The following is a 17,397-nucleotide window of genomic DNA, read 5'->3' as shown; positions in this document are numbered from 1 at the left end:
ACATATCAAATTGAGTGCGTAATTTGGTAATAGGGATGAGAAAGTGTCTATTAGCGCACACTAATTTGTTCTATGGCTCATGATGTGTCTTAAAGTGGACACAAAAAAAGAGCGCCAACAGGCGCTCTTAGATAGCTATTTATTGCTACAGCAACACGGTCTTATTGCCATACACAAACACGTGGTCATTAACCACTTTATTCAGCGCCTTGCTCAAGACATTCTTTTCAACATCTCGACCCGCTTGCGCCATATCTGAAGCACTAAAGTTATGATCGACTGGGATCACGTCCTGCTTGATGATTGGCCCTTCATCAAGATCGTTGGTTACGAAGTGGGCCGTTGCACCAATGATCTTCACGCCGCGGTCAAATGCCTGTTGGTAAGGCTTAGCACCGATAAAGGCAGGCAAGAAGCTGTGATGAATATTGATGATTCGGTGGTGGTACTGTTCAACGAAGCTTGGGGTCAGTACACGCATGTATTTCGCAAGAACCAGATAGTCAGGCTCGTAGCTATCCACCACTTCTAGGATCTTCGCTTCGTGCTCTTCGCGGCTAAGCCCTTCGTGAGACACGCAGTGGTATGGGATATCAAACTTTTCAGTCAGACCTTGCAGAATATCGTAGTTACCCACAACGGCGGCAATATCGACATTTAAGCTGCCGTCGAAATTCTTCATCAGAATATCGCCCAAACAGTGTGCTTCCTTGGTCACCAAAATAACGACTTTCTTAGAAGAAGAGTCAACTAGACGACGTTTCGCACCCTCTGGCAGTGCTTGGTCTAGGTCGGCCAAAAAGGTGTGGTCGTTAAAGTAGCCTTCTAGCTCAGTGCGCATGAAGAAATGGCCGCTGGTGTTATCCACGTACTCGTTGTTGTGGATGATGTTCAGCTGGTGCTTGTAACAAATGTTGGTGATTTTTGCGATTAAACCTGGCGCATCATTACAATGCGTCAGAAGGGTTTTCTTTTCCATCTACTTACTACTTCCTTGTTATATCTCCAGCTCATGTAGGCTGGATTATTTTATCGGATAAATAAAAATGTTTGCGACACAGGTGGGCTTTACAAAACGGTAAACGAGCGCAAGCGCCCAATTCACCTTCTATAATTAAACTATATTGGACTTGGTTTCAATGAGTTCGACCCCTGCAAAGGGCTTGTTGAAGATTTCTCTTTTTATTATCAAGGTGAAGCCTATGGACAAAGACCTACTCGCAAGAAAATTATATGCAGAGCGTATTCACTCGTTGATGGGCGATCAAGAGTTGGATGAAGCGCAAATTGAGCAATTGTGGGAGAGCAAAGCATCGCCAGCAGAAGCAGCTAAAACGCTGCAAGATAATCAAGGGTTTGAGGGCCCAGCTTGGCTGGAGCGTTACTTACATCGAAATCGTTAATCATTGGCGGCCGAGGCTCATTCCTCTCGGAGCCTTGGTCGCACTTCCACGCAAAAACTGCCATAATCTCGGCCATTCTTTCTTTTCACTTAGGCTTGTGATCTTTGTCTATCATCGCAAAAACCTTTTCTTCCCAAGGCGCACTCGGTAAAGCGATCGAAGGCTTTCAGCCTCGACAAGCTCAGCTCGATATGGCTGAGGCGGTTGCGCAGGCAATAAATAACGAGACCCAGTTAGTGGTTGAGGCGGGAACGGGAACGGGTAAGACCTTCGCTTATCTGGTACCTGCACTTCTCAGTGGAAAAAAAGTGATCATCAGTACAGGGTCTAAAAACCTGCAAGAGCAGCTTTTTCATCGTGACTTGCCGTTGATGGTCGATGCCCTTGGGTTTCATGGCCAAGTGTCGCTGTTAAAAGGGCGTTCAAATTACTTGTGCCTAGATCGATTGAGCCGCCAGATGGTCGAAAGCCATGGAGTACATGCTGACCCAACCTTGTTATCTCAACTGGTTAAAGTGAGGAGCTGGTCTTCTGAGACCAAGTCAGGTGATCTGGGGGAATGTGATGATCTTGCTGAAGACAGCCCAGTGATCCCAACCATCACATCCAGCAATGATAACTGTTTAGGTAAAGACTGCCCAAGCTATCAAGATTGCTTTGTGCTAAAAGCACGTAAAAAAGCCCTCGATTCCGACATCGTGGTCGTTAACCACCACCTGTTTTTTGCCGATTTGGCGATTAAAGAAACTGGCTTTGGCGAGCTTATCCCCGAGGCGGATGTGTTTGTATTTGATGAAGCCCACCAGTTGCCAGACATTGCTAGTCAATACTTTGGTTCTTCTTTATCTAGCCGCCAGATGCAAGAGCTGGCAAAAGATATTGAGATTGGCTATCGCACTGAAGCCAAAGATATGGCCCAGCTGCAAAAAGTCGCTGACCGACTCAGCACTACCGCTATGGATATGCGCATGGTTTTGGGTGAGCCAGGATTTCGTGGCAACTGGCGAGAGGCGTTAAAGTCGCCCTCTATCGAGCGTGAGCTAGTACGACTACAAGATGTGTTGGAACTGGCTATAGATGTACTCAAAGTTGCACTAGGACGCAGTCAGCTGCTCGATACCGCCTTTGAGCGTGCTAACGCTCTTAAAGCCAGATTGGACCGAGTATGCGAAGTGGATATCACCGGATACTCCTATTGGTATGAGTGTTCGCCACGCCATTTTAGCCTCAACATTACACCGCTCTCTGTAGCCGACAAATTTCACGAGCAGATTGCTCTCAAGCAAGGGGCATGGGTGTTTACCTCGGCTACCTTGGCGGTGAAAGACGACTTTGGTCACTTTACCCACCGATTGGGCCTTGAGCCTAAACAGCAATTTTCGCTGCCGAGCCCATTTGACTATGCTGAACAAGCAAGACTGTGTGTGCCCAAGTATCTGCCCGAGCCTAACAGTGTCGGTATGGCCGATAGGCTCGCTGACATGCTCGGCCCTATCATCGAGAGAAATGGTGGGCGATGCTTCTTTTTGTGTACCTCTCACGCTATGATGCGCAGCCTTGCTGAACGCTTTAGAGAGCAGCTTGAAATTCCAGTGCTGATGCAAGGCGAAACCAGCAAACAGAAATTGCTGGCGGAGTTTCTTGAGCTGGGCAATGCGCTCTTGGTGGCTACAGGCGCATTCTGGGAAGGCATCGACGTTAGAGGTGATGCCTTGAGCTGTGTTATTATCGACAAATTGCCGTTTACCGCCCCTGACGACCCGCTGCTCAAAGCACGTATTGAAGATTGTCGTTTGAGTGGTGGTGAACCTTTTGCTCAGGTCCAGCTACCTGATGCGGTTATCACTTTAAAACAGGGGGTTGGTCGCCTTATTCGAGATAAAAAGGATAAGGGTGCACTGATCATCTGTGATAACCGACTTGTTACCCGAGATTATGGGGCGGTGTTCTTACAAAGTTTACCGCCTATTCCAAGAACACGAGATTTGGAGCAGGTGAGTCAATTCCTGCATTCCGATTCTGAATAAACTGAGATACTGATTGAGCATGAAAATTCTTGCTTTAGATACCGCAACTGAAAACTGTTCGGTTGCCCTGTTGATTGATGGAAACCTTATTAGCCGTAGCCAAGTGGCACCACGTGACCACACTAAGTTGGTACTGCCAATGGTAGATGAAGTCCTAAAAGAAGCAGGTATTCGCCTACAAGATCTAGACGCACTGGCGTTTGGCCGTGGTCCGGGTAGTTTTACTGGGGTTCGAATTGGCATCGGTATTGCACAAGGTTTAGCATTTGGCGCAGATCTTCCGATGATCGGTGTATCAACCCTAGAAGCCATGGCGCAAGCAAGCTACCGTCAGCACGGCGCAGAGCAAGTAGCGTGTGCAATTGATGCACGCATGAGCGAAGTGTACTGGGGTCGTTTTGAGCGTCAAGAAAATGGCAGCTGGCTAGCAACTGATGAAGAGTGCGTAACACCACCGCAAGAATTGGTGGATAACCTCGCCAAAGATGCGCACACATGGCGCATGGCAGGTACAGGTTGGGACGCTTATCCAGCCCTTAACGAGCTAGCGATTGAGCGTGAGCAGGGTGATGTACTTTACCCACAGGCTCAGGACATGGCTTTCCTTGCGCAGTTTGCAATGGATAGTGCAGTGTCTGCGGAAGAGGCAAGCCCTGTCTACTTGCGTGATAAGGTTGCGTGGAAAAAGCTGCCGGGGCGCGAATAAGCTCGGGCATCAAACGGACTAAGTGGTGTTGAATAACGCCGCTTAGTTATAAACTGGAGCCACTATGGTATCGATTCAGGGTCTACCTCCTGCAAGAGTAGGTCAAACCAACAAGACCAATAAAAAGTCTAAGGTTAATAAGCAATCCAAGCAGCCTGTGGCAGAAACCACCAAGGTGGCGACAGCGGTTGCCCAGACCATTCGCCATGTGGACGAATCACAAATTAATGGCGCTCGAATCCAGTACGACTTGCCTGAAGGTCGCAGCCGCAAAGCGATGCAAGAGTATATGGATGTGATGAACCAAGCCAAACGTGACGAACTCGCCAAACTGATGGGCGTTGACCTATACATCTGAGTTAACTCTATTTCTTATCTAAGCCTATTTCTTTCTATTTGTAACACTCTCCTGACGCAGACTGGCTAAAACTTTGGTATATTGAGATTAATTCTCAATAACGCATCTCAAGCTGATTAAATCAATGCAGTTTTTTAGATGATTAGGAGTCGTTATGTCCTTACGTACTTTATTCTCATTATCCGTTCTTGCTTTCTTAGCTGGCTGTTCAAGTCTCCCTGAATCCCTCAATGCTCAAAGCGACGCTGTGGTTACAGATTTCCAGCAGTGGTCTAGCCAAGCTCAGCAAGCAGAGCAAGATGTTCGCCTTGGTGGTGTGATTGCAGGCATTACTAACTTAAAAGATAAAACACGCATCGAGCTGGTTAACATGCCAATTGATGATGTTGGTCGCCCAAACCTTAAGGATGATCCCGCAGGTCGCTATGTGGCTTATGTCGATGGTTTTCTAGACCCGGTGGCGTATTCTGCGGGCCGACTCATCACTGTCGTGGGCACCAGCGCAGGGGTAGAGAAAGGCAAAGTAGGCGAGTCGGAACTGACCATGCCGGTGATGAATGTTTATGGGCATTATTTGTGGCGTATCGAAGAGTGGGTTGCTGTCGACAGAACCGAGTCTTACCTATCGACCTGCCACGGGATCCATTGTACAACTTTCAGCATGGGCCCAAGCCGAGGCCGCGTGATCCAGGAAGTTAAATAGTGAGACATCAACAGTATCGCTTGGGGCAAGATTTGATACTTGCCACCAGTGAACTCGGAAACCCAAAAACGGCCGCTAAGACGGTCGTTTTTATTCATGGCTGGTTAGATAATGGGGCGAGCTTTTATCGCAACATGTACCAACTGCATCAACGTCATCCAGACTGGCACTTGGTGGCGCTTGATCTGCCGGGACACGGTGCATCTAGCCATAAGAGTGCAGATAATTACTACCCATTTCACGACTACTTGTCCGACCTGTATTGGTTCTTGACTGTTTTGTCACCAAACAAGCTCTGTTTGGTGGGGCATTCCCTTGGTGCATTGATCGCATCTTGCTATAGTGCCGCCTTTCCTGAGCAAGTCAGCGCCTTGATTCAAATCGAAGGGGCTGGCCCGCTTGCCGAAACTGCATCCAATGCGACCGGGCGATTGCGTCAAGGCATTTTAAGTCGTGCCCGTATCGCAAAAAAGCCGCCCCGAAGTCTCACGACTTTTGATAAGGCTCTAGCGTTGCGCAGTGCCAGTTGTGGGGTCGATAGCTCGCTCATCGCACCGATCGTTGGGCGAGATTGTTACTTTGATAGCAAGCTTCAAGCGTGGCGATGGCGTCATGACAGCAAACTCAAATGCGATTCACTTTACCGAATGACACTTGAACAAGCCAACCAACTGGTGAGCGATATTCAGTGTCCCAATTGGGTCGTGTTGGGAAGTGATGGTTACGCACAATTAGCGCAGCGAAGTCAGGTATTTTCTGAGCGCAAAGTGGTCGCAGGTGGACACCATTGCCACCTCGAATCCTCAAGTGAGATTGTGTCGTTAATTGGCGATGTAGTTAACAAAATTTAAACAAGTGTTCGAGCTTCCCGTGCTCGGACACAAACACTGTGGTCTAATGAGTATTCAAACGAATACAGTATCATTCTGCGAAACAAAGCAGTTGCCCAGAATTTAGGAGTATATACGTGGATAAAGTTTGGCTATCTCGCTACCCGAGTGACGTACCTAACACCATCAACCCGGATGCTTACCCATCGCTGGTGGAAATGTTCGAACAGTCAGTGCATAAGTTTGCAGACCAACCTGCGTTTATGAACATGGGCTCAGTAATGACCTTCCGTAAACTGGAAGAGCGCAGCCGTGCATTTGCCGCTTACTTGCAAAACGATCTTAAGCTGAAAAAAGGCGACCGTGTTGCCATCATGATGCCTAACTTGCTGCAATATCCAATTGCACTGTTTGGTATTTTGCGTGCAGGTATGATTGCGGTGAACGTTAACCCACTGTATACCCCTCGTGAGCTTGAGCATCAGCTGTGTGATGCGGACGCAAAAGCGATCGTCATCGTATCGAACTTTGCTAACACCCTAGAGCAAGTGGTTGACCGCACCCCAATCAAACACGTAGTTCTGACCAGTCTGGGCCAGATGCTGCCACGTGCCAAAGGCACAATTGTTGATTTCGTGGTGAAGTACGTCAAAGGCATGGTGCCAAAATACGATCTGCCGAATGCTATTTCATTTCGTAAAGCGCTGACCAAAGGTCGTCGTCTACAGTACGTTAAGCCGTTCATGTCTGGTGATGATATTGCGCTGCTGCAATACACTGGCGGTACAACGGGCGTGGCGAAAGGTGCAGTATTGACTCATCGCAACATGATTGCCAACGTAATGCAGGCCAAAGGTGCCTACAGCCCAGTGCTGGAAGAAGGCCGTGAACTGGTCGTGACGGCGCTTCCGCTCTACCACATCTTTGCGCTGACCGTGAACTGCTTACTCTTCATTGAAATGGGTGGTCGCAACCTGCTGATCACCAACCCGCGTGATATTCCGGGCTTCATCAAAGAGCTGCAAAAATACCCGTTCACGGCGATTACTGGTGTAAACACACTGTTTAACGCCCTAGTGAATAACGAAGACTTCAAAGAGCTGGACTTCTCTAACCTGCATATCTCCGTTGGCGGTGGTATGGCGGTGCAAGAAGCGGTGGCAAATAAGTGGAAAGACATTACCGGTGGCTTCTTGCTTGAAGGCTACGGCTTGACCGAGTGTGCGCCACTGGTTGCGGCTAACCCGCACGACTCTAGCGCCTACAACGGTGCTATCGGTCTACCTGTCCCGTCCACTGATGTTCGTATTGTTAATGACGATGGCGAAGTGGTTCCACAAGGTGAAGTGGGTGAGCTTCAAGTTCGTGGTCCACAGGTGATGCAAGGTTATTGGCAGCGCCCTGAAGCGACCAAAGAAATCATCGACCAAGACGGTTGGTTGGCAACTGGTGATATCGTACGTTTTGATGATGAAGGCTTCTTGCACATCGTTGACCGTAAGAAAGATATGATCCTAGTGTCTGGCTTTAACGTTTACCCGAACGAGATTGAAGAAGTTGTCGCACTGCACGGCAAGGTTCTGGAAGTGGCTGCCATTGGTGAGCCTAACGAAGCCTCTGGTGAGCTGGTGAAAGTATGTGTTGTAAAACGCGATCCAAGCTTGACCAAAGAAGAGCTTATAAGCCACTGCCGTGACCACCTAACAGGTTACAAGGTGCCTAAGATCGTTGAGTTCCGTGATGAACTGCCAAAGACCAACGTCGGTAAGATTTTGCGACGTGAACTGCGAGAAGAAGCGGAAGCTAAGCGTGCGAAAGCGTCTTAATTGAGAAATCACGCCTGATTACATAAGTAATTGATGCTAAAATGTCGGCCATTGTTGCCGGCATTTTTTATGCCTGCTAACCACCGATGAAAGAGAACCTTGTGAACTATACCATTATCACCACAAGCTCAGAGCTGGAAAAAGTGTGCTTACTCGCCCGTGACACCGAAACTGTCATGCTAGATACCGAGTTTGTGCGCACTCGTACCTTCTACCCGCAGCTGGGTCTTATCCAGCTGTTTGATGGCGAGCGTTTGTCCTTGATTGACCCAACCGTCATCGAAGACATGAGCGCATTCACTGAACTGCTGAAAGATACTGCTGTACTGAAAGTGCTTCACGCCTGTGGTGAAGACCTTGAAGTGTTCCAACACAGCTTTGGTGCAATGCCGACTCCTATGATTGATACCCAAATCATGGCGGCATTTTTAGGTCACGGGCTTTCAACCGGTTTTGCTGCTCTAGTCAAAGAGTACATTGGTGTTGAGCTGGATAAGAGCGAATCTCGCACCGATTGGCTAGCGCGCCCACTGACCAAAAAGCAGTTAGAATACGCCGCCGCTGATGTGCATTACCTGATGCCAATCTACGAGCAACTAAACAGTAAGATCCAGCAAGCAGGCTGGTTGGAAGCGGCTGAGCAAGAATCGGATCTTATCGTGGCTAAGCGCATTCAAAATTTCGAGCCAAAGCGTGCTTATCTTGATATCAAAGGTGCTTGGCAATTAAAGCCGAAGCAGCTAAACGTGCTTAAGCATTTGGCCGAATGGCGACTGAAAGAGGCACTAAAGCGAGATTTAGCGCTAAACTTTGTTTTTCGTGAACAGCACCTTTGGGCCATCGCTCGCCATAACCTTGGCAGTATCAAGCAGTTTGAAGAGCAAGAAGAGTTTGATGCACGAGCCGTGCGCCGTCATGGTCATAAGCTGGTGACATTGGTGAAAAAAGCCAAGCAAGTACCAAGCGAAGAGTGGCCAGCGCCTGTTGAGCGTTTGATGGATGAGCCAAACTACAAGCAGCTGTTCAAGTTGCTCAAAGATGAAGTGAAGAAAGTGTCACAACAAACAGGCCTTGCGACCGAGTTCTTAGCTTCGAAAAAACAGCTTAATCAAATGATCACTTGGGTATGGCGTAAAGATCGTGATGTGGAGTCACTGCCTGACGTGATGCAAGGCTGGCGTAAAGCCTTGCTTGCAGAGCCGTTGGAAAAACACTTCGATTAAAAAATGCCCCGCAACGAATTGCGGGGCATTTTTTTAAAGACAACCAAGTTAATTCAAACACAACGATGGTCTGAAAATATTACTTCTCTTCGTCTGGCAGCTTGACATTAAGCTCCAGTACCGACAGATGGTCTTCATCATTCTGCTCTAGTGAAAGCTCAACCATATCTGGGTCCACTTCCACGTATTTCTTCAGCACTTCAAGAATGTCTTGCTTAAGCTGCGGAAGGTAAGTTGGGGCACCTTGGCCTTCACGACGTCGCTCAGCCACGATAATTTGCAGACGCTCTTTTGCAACGTTTGCCGAAGCTTTCTTAGCTGGGCGGAAAAATTCCAGTAGTGACATTATCGATTAACCCCCGAATAGACGTTGGAAGATGCCTTTCTTTTGCTCGGTCAGGAAGCGAAAATCCACTTGCTCACCTAACAGGCGCTCTACTGCATCAGCATAGGCAAGACCTGCGTCTGACTCTTCGTCAAAGATAACTGGCACACCTTTGTTTGATGCGTTAAGTACCGCTTGGCTTTCAGGGATAACACCCAGCAGGCTGATGTGAAGGATCTCTTCAACATCTTCAACACTTAGCATTTCGCCAGCGGTAACACGAGCTGGGTTGTAGCGTGTAAGAAGCAGGTGCTGCTTAACTGGCTCCATACCTTGCTCAGCGCGGCGGCTCTTAGAATCCAAGATGCCAAGGATACGGTCAGAATCTCGAACCGAAGAAACCTCTGGGTTGGTGGTCACAATCGCTTCATCAGCGAAGTACAGTGCCATCAGAGCGCCTTGCTCAATACCGGCTGGTGAGTCACAGATGATGAACTCAAAGCCCATTTCATCGAGCTCGTTAAGCACACGCTCTACACCTTCACGAGTCAGTGCGTCTTTATCGCGAGTTTGCGATGCTGGCATGATGTATAGGTTTTCGTTGCGCTTATCTTTGATCAGCGCTTGGTTCAGCGTCGCTTCACCATTAATAACATTAACGAAATCATAAACAACGCGGCGCTCACAGCCCATGATCAAATCAAGGTTACGTAGACCGATATCAAAATCGATTACCGCAGTTTTCTTACCTTTAAGGGCAAGGCCAGAGGCAATAGCAGCACTAGAAGTGGTTTTACCCACGCCGCCTTTACCTGATGTAACAACAATAATGCGTGCCATCGTATAGATTCCTTTAGTTTAAATACTGAGAGTTTCGAGCTTAAGTTGGTCATCAACCATGGAGACCATTACCTTCTTCTTCAAAAGCTCGCTATCAATTTGGTCGCTTAGCCAGTAGTTCCCATTGATGGACACCAGCTCTGCTTGTAAGTCGTGACAAATAATCTTGGCTTCGGTTTGACCGCTCGCCCCAGCGATGGCGCGTCCACGCAATGTGCCGTGGATATGAATGCTACCATCGGCAATTACTTCCGCCCCAGCGCTGACGTGATTTAGGATCACCAAATCACAGTCTTTGGCATAAATCTGCTGACCAGAACGGATCGGTGTACGGATCACCTTAGTAGGCGGCAATACCACTTGCTCACGGGTGGCGCTTTTGCTTGAACTCATCACTGCAAGACCAGCTTCTGCGGCCATGGTGCGAGCACGAGCGTCTTTACAACCAGCCACTCCAACCGGGATCATGCCTGCCGTGAGCACGCCATCTTTGAGTGCTTTAAAGTCCACTTCCGCCGTTACCGCTTCGATGTTGAGTACAACAGGGGCATTGGTAAAAAAACTTGGGGCAGTTTCGACTTTCTCGGTAAGGAATGCCAAACTTTGTGACAAATCGTTACCTGCAAGGTAAAGCACTGGCAGGGTAAAGCTGCTGCCTTTTAAATCAGTGGTAGGGCTCATAGTGGTTCTTCGAACGTCTAAGGGTTGGCGTAGCCAAGAGATAACAGCATGTTATAGTGCCGTGCAAGGCTGGGCAAGCAATCAATAGCGATTTTGGCGCTTAAATCACCACTTCGTGGCTAACGCACTATTTTGCTCGCTTATCGCTTTAAATTTAGGGGGAGATGCCCCATATTATGTGCAAATTGGCGTGTGATCTTGAAATGAAATTGTGGTGAAAAATTCGCCGCTTCGTCATCTTGGGTTCATACTTTAAAGATAACTGTCTCAATAGGGGCAAACTTTGCAAGCGGTTAACTTTTGCTTGCGAAAACTTACAGAAAAATGGATTACCTATGCTGGTTTATGTGTATAAAAGTAGCAAAAAGGAAGGTACTTACCTGTACCTTACAAAAAGAGATGATTTCTCGTCAGTGCCGAGCCAACTTAAAGAGGTATTCGGTACCCCAATTTTTGTCATGATCGTGAACCTAGCAAAGCGCGACCTTGCGACTGTCGATGTCGAAAAAGTGAAACAGTCACTCGAAAGCGAAGGATTCTTTTTGCAATTACCACCACCACCTGAGAACTTATTAGATAAGCATAAAGAGTGGAAAAAGACTCAGCGTGACAGCTAGGTTTTAGGTCACCTTGCACTCAAGGAGAGAGTCGATTGAAAAAGTTAATTAGTGTTGCCATCGGGCTCTGCCTGTCTACTTCCGTTCTGGCAGAGAAGATCACCTTTGAGCGTTATGTGGAAGGCCTCAAACTTGAAGCGATAGAAGAGGGTATCGATGTCGATATCATCGAAGAGGCGTTCGAAGGGGTGGAATACAAACCTCGGGCGGTGAAAGCCGACCGCAACCAGCCTGAGAAAAAACTCACCTTGGATGAATACATTCCAAGAGCGGTCCCTGACTGGAAGGTGAAGAAAGCTAGAAAGCTTTACGATCAACACTACACCGAACTCAAGCGAATTGGTGACGAGTATGGCGTTCAGCCTCGCTTTATCGTCGCATTGTGGGGCGTTGAAAGTAACTTTGGCTCACTTACAGGTGGTTATGATGTTATCAGTGCGCTGTCTACCTTAGCCTATGATGGCCGCCGTGAAGCCTTCTTCCGCAAAGAGACCATGGCTGCGCTTAAAATCCTAGAGCAAGGGCATATTAAACCAGACAACATGAAAGGCTCTTGGGCGGGTGCAATGGGCCAATGTCAGTTCATGCCGAGCTCATTTCTCGCCTTTGCCGCCGACGGTAACGGTGATGGCAAGAAAAACATCTGGCAAACCAAAGCCGATGTCTTCGCCTCAACGGCAAACTACCTCGCTAAATCTGGTTGGGATGACAAATATACTTGGGGTCGACAAGTTAAAGTGCCAAATGGCATAGACACCAACTTGCAGGGCAGAGGGGCAGACAAAGCCAAAACACTCAGCGAGTGGAGCAAACTTGGCATCACCCGCTACAACGGGCAACCACTGCCTCAGCCAAGTGAAGATATTAACGCATGGCTGATCATGCCAGACTCAACCAACGGCCGTACTTACCTTATCTACAACAACTATCAGGTATTGATGAAGTGGAATCGTTCGTTCTACTTTGCCACTGCGGTTAGCCACTTGGCGGATAGGATTGTTGCTCGGTAGGTTCGGGAAAGGGTAATCGGCTAGCGGACGCTGGCGCTAAGGGTTTTAGTACAAATAAAAAAGAGATTTGGTTTTTGCATTCAAATGCTCGACCAAATCTCTTTTTCTTTAAGCTCTTAACCCTTTTTCCCTTAAATCCTTAGACCCTTAAATCGTTAAACCGCTATATCAACTATGGTATTGCTCACACGCCAACATAGTATTCTCAATCAGGCTTGCAACCGTCATTGGGCCAACACCACCTGGAACAGGGGTGATGAAGCTTGCTTTAGTTTTAGCAACGTCGTATTCCACGTCACCCACCAGCTTGCCAGATTCTAGACGGTTGATACCGACATCGATCACCACAGCGCCATCTTTGATCCAGTGACCCGGAATAAAGTTCGGCTTACCTACGGCAACGACTACAATATCCGCTTGGCTAACATGGTGCTCAAGGTCATGGGTAAAACGGTGACAAGTGGTCGTGGTACAGCCAGCTAACAGCAGCTCAAGCGTCATTGGGCGGCCTACGATGTTTGAGGCACCGACGATCACAGCGTGTTTACCACGCATCTCGATGTTGTAGCGCTCCATCAAAGTCACAATTCCTTTTGGTGTACAAGAGCGCAGTTTAGGAATGCGCTGACATAAACGGCCAACATTATAAGGGTGGAAACCGTCCACATCCTTTTCAGGAATGATTCGCTCCAACACCTTGGTAGAATCAATACCTGCTGGAAGCGGCAATTGAACCAAAATGCCATCAATTTCAGCGTCGTTATTTAGCTCGTCTACCAGTGCAAGAAGCTCTTCTTCAGTGCTGGTTGCTGGCAAGTCAAAAGACTTAGAAATAAAGCCAACTTCCTCGCACGCACGGCGTTTACTGCCTACATATACTTGCGATGCAGGATCTTCCCCGACCAATACCACTGCAAGGCCCGGTGCTCTTAGCCCAGCGTCTAGACGAGCTTTTACTCGTGCAGCAACTTCCGAACGTACGGTTTGTGAAATTAACTTGCCGTCAATATTTTGCGCAGTCATGATGATCCTTGTGATGCCTGAGTAACAATTGATGCGCATTGTCGCAAAATTTGTTAATAAACACCATATCGCAATCGTTTGCTTATAGAGTAATGCCGAAAATAAAAACGTAATGGCTCTTTTTTGCCCATTCGAATCATAATGTTAGATAAATCCGTTGACCTGTAGTCTGCAAATCGTATAATCCTTTCCCTGTAGCGCGCCCTTAGCTCAGCTGGATAGAGCACGTCCCTTCTAAGGATGTGGTCGTAGGTTCGAATCCTACAGGGCGTGCCATTCTTAAAGCGGGCACAGTCTCCCCTATGAATTACTAAGAGGACTGTGCCGTGCATCCCGTGAAATCCATCACACAATCTCTCCCAAATCAGAACCCAACTCTGAGTACTCCTATACCTGTTTGTATTGATTTCTATATCAAGGTTAAGGCTCAATATCATAAGAGTTACTTGGGTACTATCCGTTATCGCTTAGCTAGACTAAGTACCTACTTTGCTTCTTATTCAATTAAAGACCTAACAACAAGCCCGCAGGCAAGAGACAACATTGATCGCTTTATTAAGGCTAGATGTGCCAAAGTCAGTGCTGGTACCGTTCGCAAAGACGCATCAACACTTCAAGCTATGCTGAATTGGCTTAGACGAGATATTGGTTTACAAATCCCAGATATCTTCAAGCAGATTCGCTTACCGAAAGACTACGGCACTAGACAGTTTATCCCTACTGACGAACAGGTATACACAGTCATAGGTCATCTCCAGAGCGAAGAACTGAAAGACATCTGTTTGTTGCTCAGTGAGACTGCATGCCGTCGAAATGAAATCCTTAAGCTACGTATTGTAGATGTGCACTTAGACAAGCGATTTATTCAGCTCTATGACACAAAGAACGGTGATGATCGTCGAGTCCCTTTGTCTGCTCCTGCAATGGCTATTTTGGAAAAGCGCTTAATGTTGCTGGAAGGCAGGGCACAGACATATCCGATCTTTTCTGCACTTCCTGAGTTCGTCAGTAAGCAATTCAGACGGGCTGCTGACATGGAGGGGCTGGGGGAGTTTGTAGTGCACTCGCTACGACACTACAGGCTGTCGAAGCTTATCCAAGCAGGGCATGACAGCATACTTGTATCAAAGGTGTCGGGGCATAAAGATCACCGGATGTTGAGTCGCTATGTGAAGCTAGATGCAACGTCTTTAGCTTGTACCTTATTTGATTAAATACTGACTTAGCATAGGCAGACAAACGAGGGCGGCAATTTAAGCGCCCTCATGCGACTCTGTATTGTTTCTAGCTTTTACTATCTGACCTATCGTCAAAACCTTCAGGCGTTGACTCTTCTCTTTTGGGTCTTAGAATTCCGTTTGTACCTTTCCGGGTCTCTGTCATTACAATAGGGTTTAGATCAACATCTACCCCCAGTTGGCTATCCTCGGTTTGTCGAGGCGTGTCTATACTGCCTTATCTTCGACTGTTTTTTCTTCACTTTAAAAGCCGCCCTATAAGAGAGTTTAAAAGTACCCCTATAGATTTAAAAGTCGCCCTATGGATTTAAAACCCGCACTATAGATTTAAAAGTTGCTCTATAGATTCAAAGAGTGCTTTTATATTCAATCCTACCAGTGCCATTCCTACGCACTGACTACTCTCATGCCAGCCCCTTAGTCTTATTTAGGTTACCCTGCTGGCAAGTCTACAAGGAAAACAGACAATGGAACGCAAGTTCACTTTAACAATCGAGGGTGCATCTCGCACTAATATCAAGAAGACTGACGACAACAGCCGAGCTGGTTGGGCTACAGACATCTATGTGAATGGAGAGCGGACTCAGACCCTCACAGGCGGATTGCTTGGTCTAGACGCAACGACAAACCGTGCAGTGTTTACAGCCATTATTGAAGGGCTGTCCACGACTCCAGCTAACAGCTCTGTTGAGGTAAAGACAGACAGCCAATATGCCATTAACTCTATGACTCTTTGGTTAGACAATTGGAAAGTTAAGGGCTGGAAGAACAGCAGGAAGAAGCCAGTAGAAAATAAGGATCTAATCCAGAAGCTAGACCAACTATGTAACGAAAGGACTGTCACCTACAGCAAGGTTGAGTTTGATGCAACAGATGAAGCATGTGATCGTTTAAATGCGTTAGCTCGTGCTGCACAGTACCAACAATAGTTAATACCTACCCATCTAACATAGAGCTAAGGCGCAATGCCTATATCGCTCATACACCTACCAACTAGCACTGATACCACTATAGCTACCACCTCATAGCATTATCTCGTGAATCTGCCTAGAGCTGCTACCTAGAGATTACCTGTGTCCATTTATGAGGATATTAAGAGGCTAATAAGTAGCCAGTACTCTACCCCCCACCCTCAATCCATCCATGAACAACATTACTGAAATTTGTGGTGTGTCTTCACTCCCAATTCCAAACTCAACTCTGAGCAAGTTTGAAGACATGCCTGCCGAAGCCCCAAATCCTATGAAGCTTAAGTTCCGCTTCAAAACCATTAGCCGAAATCACCAATCTCTGATCGAAATGCTGAATTTCCGATTAATGAATTACCTTGAGAGAAGTCGTTCAGCTCCCAAACTCAAGTTAGTACTAGACAATGTACTGGCTGCCTTGGTTCAAGCTGTTCACTTTGACAAGCAAGTATTGTACAGCCGCCGAAAAGGTAAGCTGAATAAGCAGTACAAGCATTTGATTGAGGTAACGAGCTTTCTTGAGAGCGAAGGACTTATTGTTAATGTCATAGGAGCTAATAACGAATACCAAGGATATCGCTCTTATATGATTCCCACCGATAACTTTGCCAACCTTGTCTCTGTACTTAAAGTCACGGTAGCGCTTCTAGAAGATGTACCAATGATTATGGTTCGTGACAATGAGAAAAATGAACTGCCATTGGAGACAATCCCCACTTTGTACCCATTACAAGTATATGACTTGAGTCAACCAGTTAAGGCATATAACAGCTTATGGACACGACATCATGCAACTCTTGATGGCAAGCCGTTAGTTCCGTTTGTAATGCGGATATTCAATAACAAACTTGATATGAATGGGCGTTTTTACGCTGGTGCTGGGTCGCATATTGGATTGAAAAAGCACTTGCGAGAGAACATCTTGATCAACGGTAGTGCGACCTGTGAACCTGACTTTAAGTCTCTACATATTTGTCTGCTTTATGCACAGGTTGGAATTCAATTAAACCCATTGGTAGATGACCCGTATCTTATTGATGGGTACGAGAGGTCTACTGTAAAAGCAATCATGCTTCAGCTCGTGAATAGCCCAAACCTCAGTGGCCTAAAGAGTAAGATTACTCGTAGCGGTAACGTTGAGCATAAAGCTGCTTACGTTAAGTATCAGCAGGACAAAGCTAACTACGAGAGACTTAAGTCTCAAGGGATGCCTACACCCAAGTTAGACAAACCACCGTTTATTGACAGCTTTATTGAAGGTCTTCCCGATGGAATCAACGGTGGTGAGTTTCTTGAAGCATTCTTAGCTAAGCATAAGCTCATTGCCGATCTCTTCGGAAGTGACAATATCGGTCTAAAGCTACAGCATCGAGATAGTCAGATAATGTCATCTATTCTCAGTCAGTGCTGCGCTTTGGACATTCCCGTGCTACCTGTCCATGACTCTGTTAGGTGTCGTGAAGAAGATCTTGAGCAAGTGGTTGGAATAATGCTTGCTGCTTACAAGAGTGTTGTCGGCTTTAAAGGATGCGTTGATATGGTATAGATAGAAAAAGTACGATAATAAACCTTGCACTTAGCAGTTTCGACTGTATCATCCGCTCCTTCTTTCGTTCAAG

The 17,397-nt window shown here is 47.0% G+C and carries 18 protein-coding genes and 1 tRNA gene; 14 read left to right on the top strand and 5 right to left on the bottom strand.

All coding sequences use genetic code 11. The features are described 5' to 3' along the window. Positions 1-145: 145 nt before the first annotated feature. The gene (purU, locus tag J4N39_RS10485) at positions 146-979 is read right to left on the bottom strand and encodes a formyltetrahydrofolate deformylase (protein ID WP_252018946.1); all 834 of its coding nucleotides are present in this window, start codon (positions 977-979) and stop codon (positions 146-148) included. Between the two features lie 223 nt (positions 980-1,202). Between purU and J4N39_RS10480 the strand changes: the two genes are divergently transcribed. From J4N39_RS10480 to rnd, 8 genes are all read left to right on the top strand, one after another. Continuing rightward, positions 1,203-1,403 carry a hypothetical protein gene (locus tag J4N39_RS10480; protein ID WP_252018944.1) on the top strand — a complete coding sequence of 67 codons (201 nt, stop codon included), beginning with the start codon at positions 1,203-1,205 and terminating at the stop codon, positions 1,401-1,403. Positions 1,404-1,513: 110 nt separating this feature from the next. Continuing rightward, positions 1,514-3,430 (top strand): DNA repair helicase YoaA, encoded by a 1,917-nt coding sequence (gene yoaA / locus J4N39_RS10475; RefSeq protein WP_252023702.1) that lies wholly within the window; start codon positions 1,514-1,516, stop codon positions 3,428-3,430. A 13-nt stretch (positions 3,431-3,443) separates the two neighbouring features. Beyond that, a complete protein-coding gene (gene tsaB, locus J4N39_RS10470) occupies positions 3,444-4,136 on the top strand; it encodes a tRNA (adenosine(37)-N6)-threonylcarbamoyltransferase complex dimerization subunit type 1 TsaB (RefSeq protein ID WP_252018942.1) in 693 nt (230 codons plus the stop codon). Positions 4,137-4,200: 64 nt separating this feature from the next. After that, positions 4,201-4,494 (top strand): chromosome partitioning protein ParA, encoded by a 294-nt coding sequence (locus tag J4N39_RS10465; RefSeq protein WP_252018940.1) that lies wholly within the window; start codon positions 4,201-4,203, stop codon positions 4,492-4,494. A 154-nt stretch (positions 4,495-4,648) separates the two neighbouring features. Continuing rightward, entirely contained in the window at positions 4,649-5,197 is a 549-nt protein-coding gene (locus tag J4N39_RS10460; protein WP_252018938.1) for a Slp family lipoprotein, read from the top strand. Further along, positions 5,197-6,048 carry an alpha/beta fold hydrolase gene (locus tag J4N39_RS10455; protein WP_252018936.1) on the top strand — a complete coding sequence of 284 codons (852 nt, stop codon included), beginning with the start codon at positions 5,197-5,199 and terminating at the stop codon, positions 6,046-6,048. Before J4N39_RS10460 ends, J4N39_RS10455 begins: the two co-directional genes overlap by 1 nt. 116 nt (positions 6,049-6,164) lie before the next feature. Continuing rightward, the gene (gene fadD / locus J4N39_RS10450; protein ID WP_252018934.1) at positions 6,165-7,853 is read left to right on the top strand and encodes a long-chain-fatty-acid--CoA ligase FadD; all 1,689 of its coding nucleotides are present in this window, start codon (positions 6,165-6,167) and stop codon (positions 7,851-7,853) included. A 101-nt stretch (positions 7,854-7,954) separates the two neighbouring features. After that, positions 7,955-9,076: a ribonuclease D gene (rnd, locus tag J4N39_RS10445; protein ID WP_252018932.1), complete on the top strand. Its 1,122-nt coding sequence runs from the start codon at positions 7,955-7,957 to the stop codon at positions 9,074-9,076. A gap of 79 nt (positions 9,077-9,155) precedes the next feature. Here the strand turns inward: rnd and minE are convergent, their stop codons facing one another. From minE to minC, 3 genes are read right to left on the bottom strand one after another with little or no spacing between them, the layout of a single operon-like run. Then, the gene (gene minE, locus J4N39_RS10440) at positions 9,156-9,422 is read right to left on the bottom strand and encodes a cell division topological specificity factor MinE (protein WP_252018930.1); all 267 of its coding nucleotides are present in this window, start codon (positions 9,420-9,422) and stop codon (positions 9,156-9,158) included. Between the two features lie 6 nt (positions 9,423-9,428). Then, on the bottom strand, positions 9,429-10,241 hold the full coding sequence (gene minD, locus J4N39_RS10435) for a septum site-determining protein MinD (protein WP_252018928.1): 813 nt from the start codon (positions 10,239-10,241) through the stop codon (positions 9,429-9,431). 18 nt (positions 10,242-10,259) lie between these two features. Next, a complete protein-coding gene (gene minC, locus J4N39_RS10430; protein WP_252018926.1) occupies positions 10,260-10,922 on the bottom strand; it encodes a septum site-determining protein MinC in 663 nt (220 codons plus the stop codon). A 335-nt stretch (positions 10,923-11,257) separates the two neighbouring features. On the opposite strand from minC, the gene J4N39_RS10425 reads away from it, so the two are divergent. Then, positions 11,258-11,539, top strand: coding sequence for a YcgL domain-containing protein (locus J4N39_RS10425; protein ID WP_252018915.1), 282 nt, complete (start codon positions 11,258-11,260; stop codon positions 11,537-11,539). A gap of 35 nt (positions 11,540-11,574) precedes the next feature. After that, a complete protein-coding gene (locus tag J4N39_RS10420) occupies positions 11,575-12,549 on the top strand; it encodes a lytic murein transglycosylase (protein ID WP_252018912.1) in 975 nt (324 codons plus the stop codon). Between the two features lie 168 nt (positions 12,550-12,717). On the opposite strand, the gene folD is transcribed toward J4N39_RS10420, so the two are convergent. After that, positions 12,718-13,572 (bottom strand): bifunctional methylenetetrahydrofolate dehydrogenase/methenyltetrahydrofolate cyclohydrolase FolD, encoded by an 855-nt coding sequence (gene folD, locus J4N39_RS10415; RefSeq protein WP_252018910.1) that lies wholly within the window; start codon positions 13,570-13,572, stop codon positions 12,718-12,720. A 199-nt stretch (positions 13,573-13,771) separates the two neighbouring features. Here folD and J4N39_RS10410 point away from each other — a divergent pair. The 4 genes from J4N39_RS10410 (at position 13,772) to J4N39_RS10395 (ending at position 17,324) form a co-directional block, all read left to right on the top strand. After that, positions 13,772-13,848: transfer RNA gene (locus J4N39_RS10410), tRNA-Arg, on the top strand. Positions 13,849-14,018: 170 nt separating this feature from the next. Further along, positions 14,019-14,786 carry a site-specific integrase gene (locus tag J4N39_RS10405; RefSeq protein ID WP_252018908.1) on the top strand — a complete coding sequence of 256 codons (768 nt, stop codon included), beginning with the start codon at positions 14,019-14,021 and terminating at the stop codon, positions 14,784-14,786. A gap of 491 nt (positions 14,787-15,277) precedes the next feature. Next, on the top strand, positions 15,278-15,739 hold the full coding sequence (locus J4N39_RS10400; RefSeq protein ID WP_252018906.1) for an RNase H family protein: 462 nt from the start codon (positions 15,278-15,280) through the stop codon (positions 15,737-15,739). Between the two features lie 241 nt (positions 15,740-15,980). Beyond that, positions 15,981-17,324 (top strand): hypothetical protein, encoded by a 1,344-nt coding sequence (locus tag J4N39_RS10395; RefSeq protein ID WP_252018904.1) that lies wholly within the window; start codon positions 15,981-15,983, stop codon positions 17,322-17,324. Positions 17,325-17,397 lie beyond the last annotated feature (73 nt).

The sequence above is a fragment of the Vibrio sp. SCSIO 43136 genome (assembly GCF_023716565.1).
GTDB lineage: Bacteria > Pseudomonadota > Gammaproteobacteria > Enterobacterales > Vibrionaceae > Vibrio.
This window is presented reverse-complemented; position numbering and strand designations above follow the sequence as displayed.

Coding starts and splice junctions, on each gene's coding strand:
- purU (WP_252018946.1), bottom strand. CDS start 979: ATGGAAAAGAAAACCCTTCTGACGCATTGTAATGATGCGCCAGGTTTA.
- J4N39_RS10480 (WP_252018944.1), top strand. CDS start 1,203: ATGGACAAAGACCTACTCGCAAGAAAATTATATGCAGAGCGTATTCAC.
- J4N39_RS10465 (WP_252018940.1), top strand. CDS start 4,201: ATGGTATCGATTCAGGGTCTACCTCCTGCAAGAGTAGGTCAAACCAAC.
- J4N39_RS10460 (WP_252018938.1), top strand. CDS start 4,649: ATGTCCTTACGTACTTTATTCTCATTATCCGTTCTTGCTTTCTTAGCT.
- minE (WP_252018930.1), bottom strand. CDS start 9,422: ATGTCACTACTGGAATTTTTCCGCCCAGCTAAGAAAGCTTCGGCAAAC.
- minD (WP_252018928.1), bottom strand. CDS start 10,241: ATGGCACGCATTATTGTTGTTACATCAGGTAAAGGCGGCGTGGGTAAA.
- minC (WP_252018926.1), bottom strand. CDS start 10,922: ATGAGCCCTACCACTGATTTAAAAGGCAGCAGCTTTACCCTGCCAGTG.
- J4N39_RS10425 (WP_252018915.1), top strand. CDS start 11,258: ATGCTGGTTTATGTGTATAAAAGTAGCAAAAAGGAAGGTACTTACCTG.
- folD (WP_252018910.1), bottom strand. CDS start 13,572: ATGACTGCGCAAAATATTGACGGCAAGTTAATTTCACAAACCGTACGT.
- J4N39_RS10400 (WP_252018906.1), top strand. CDS start 15,278: ATGGAACGCAAGTTCACTTTAACAATCGAGGGTGCATCTCGCACTAAT.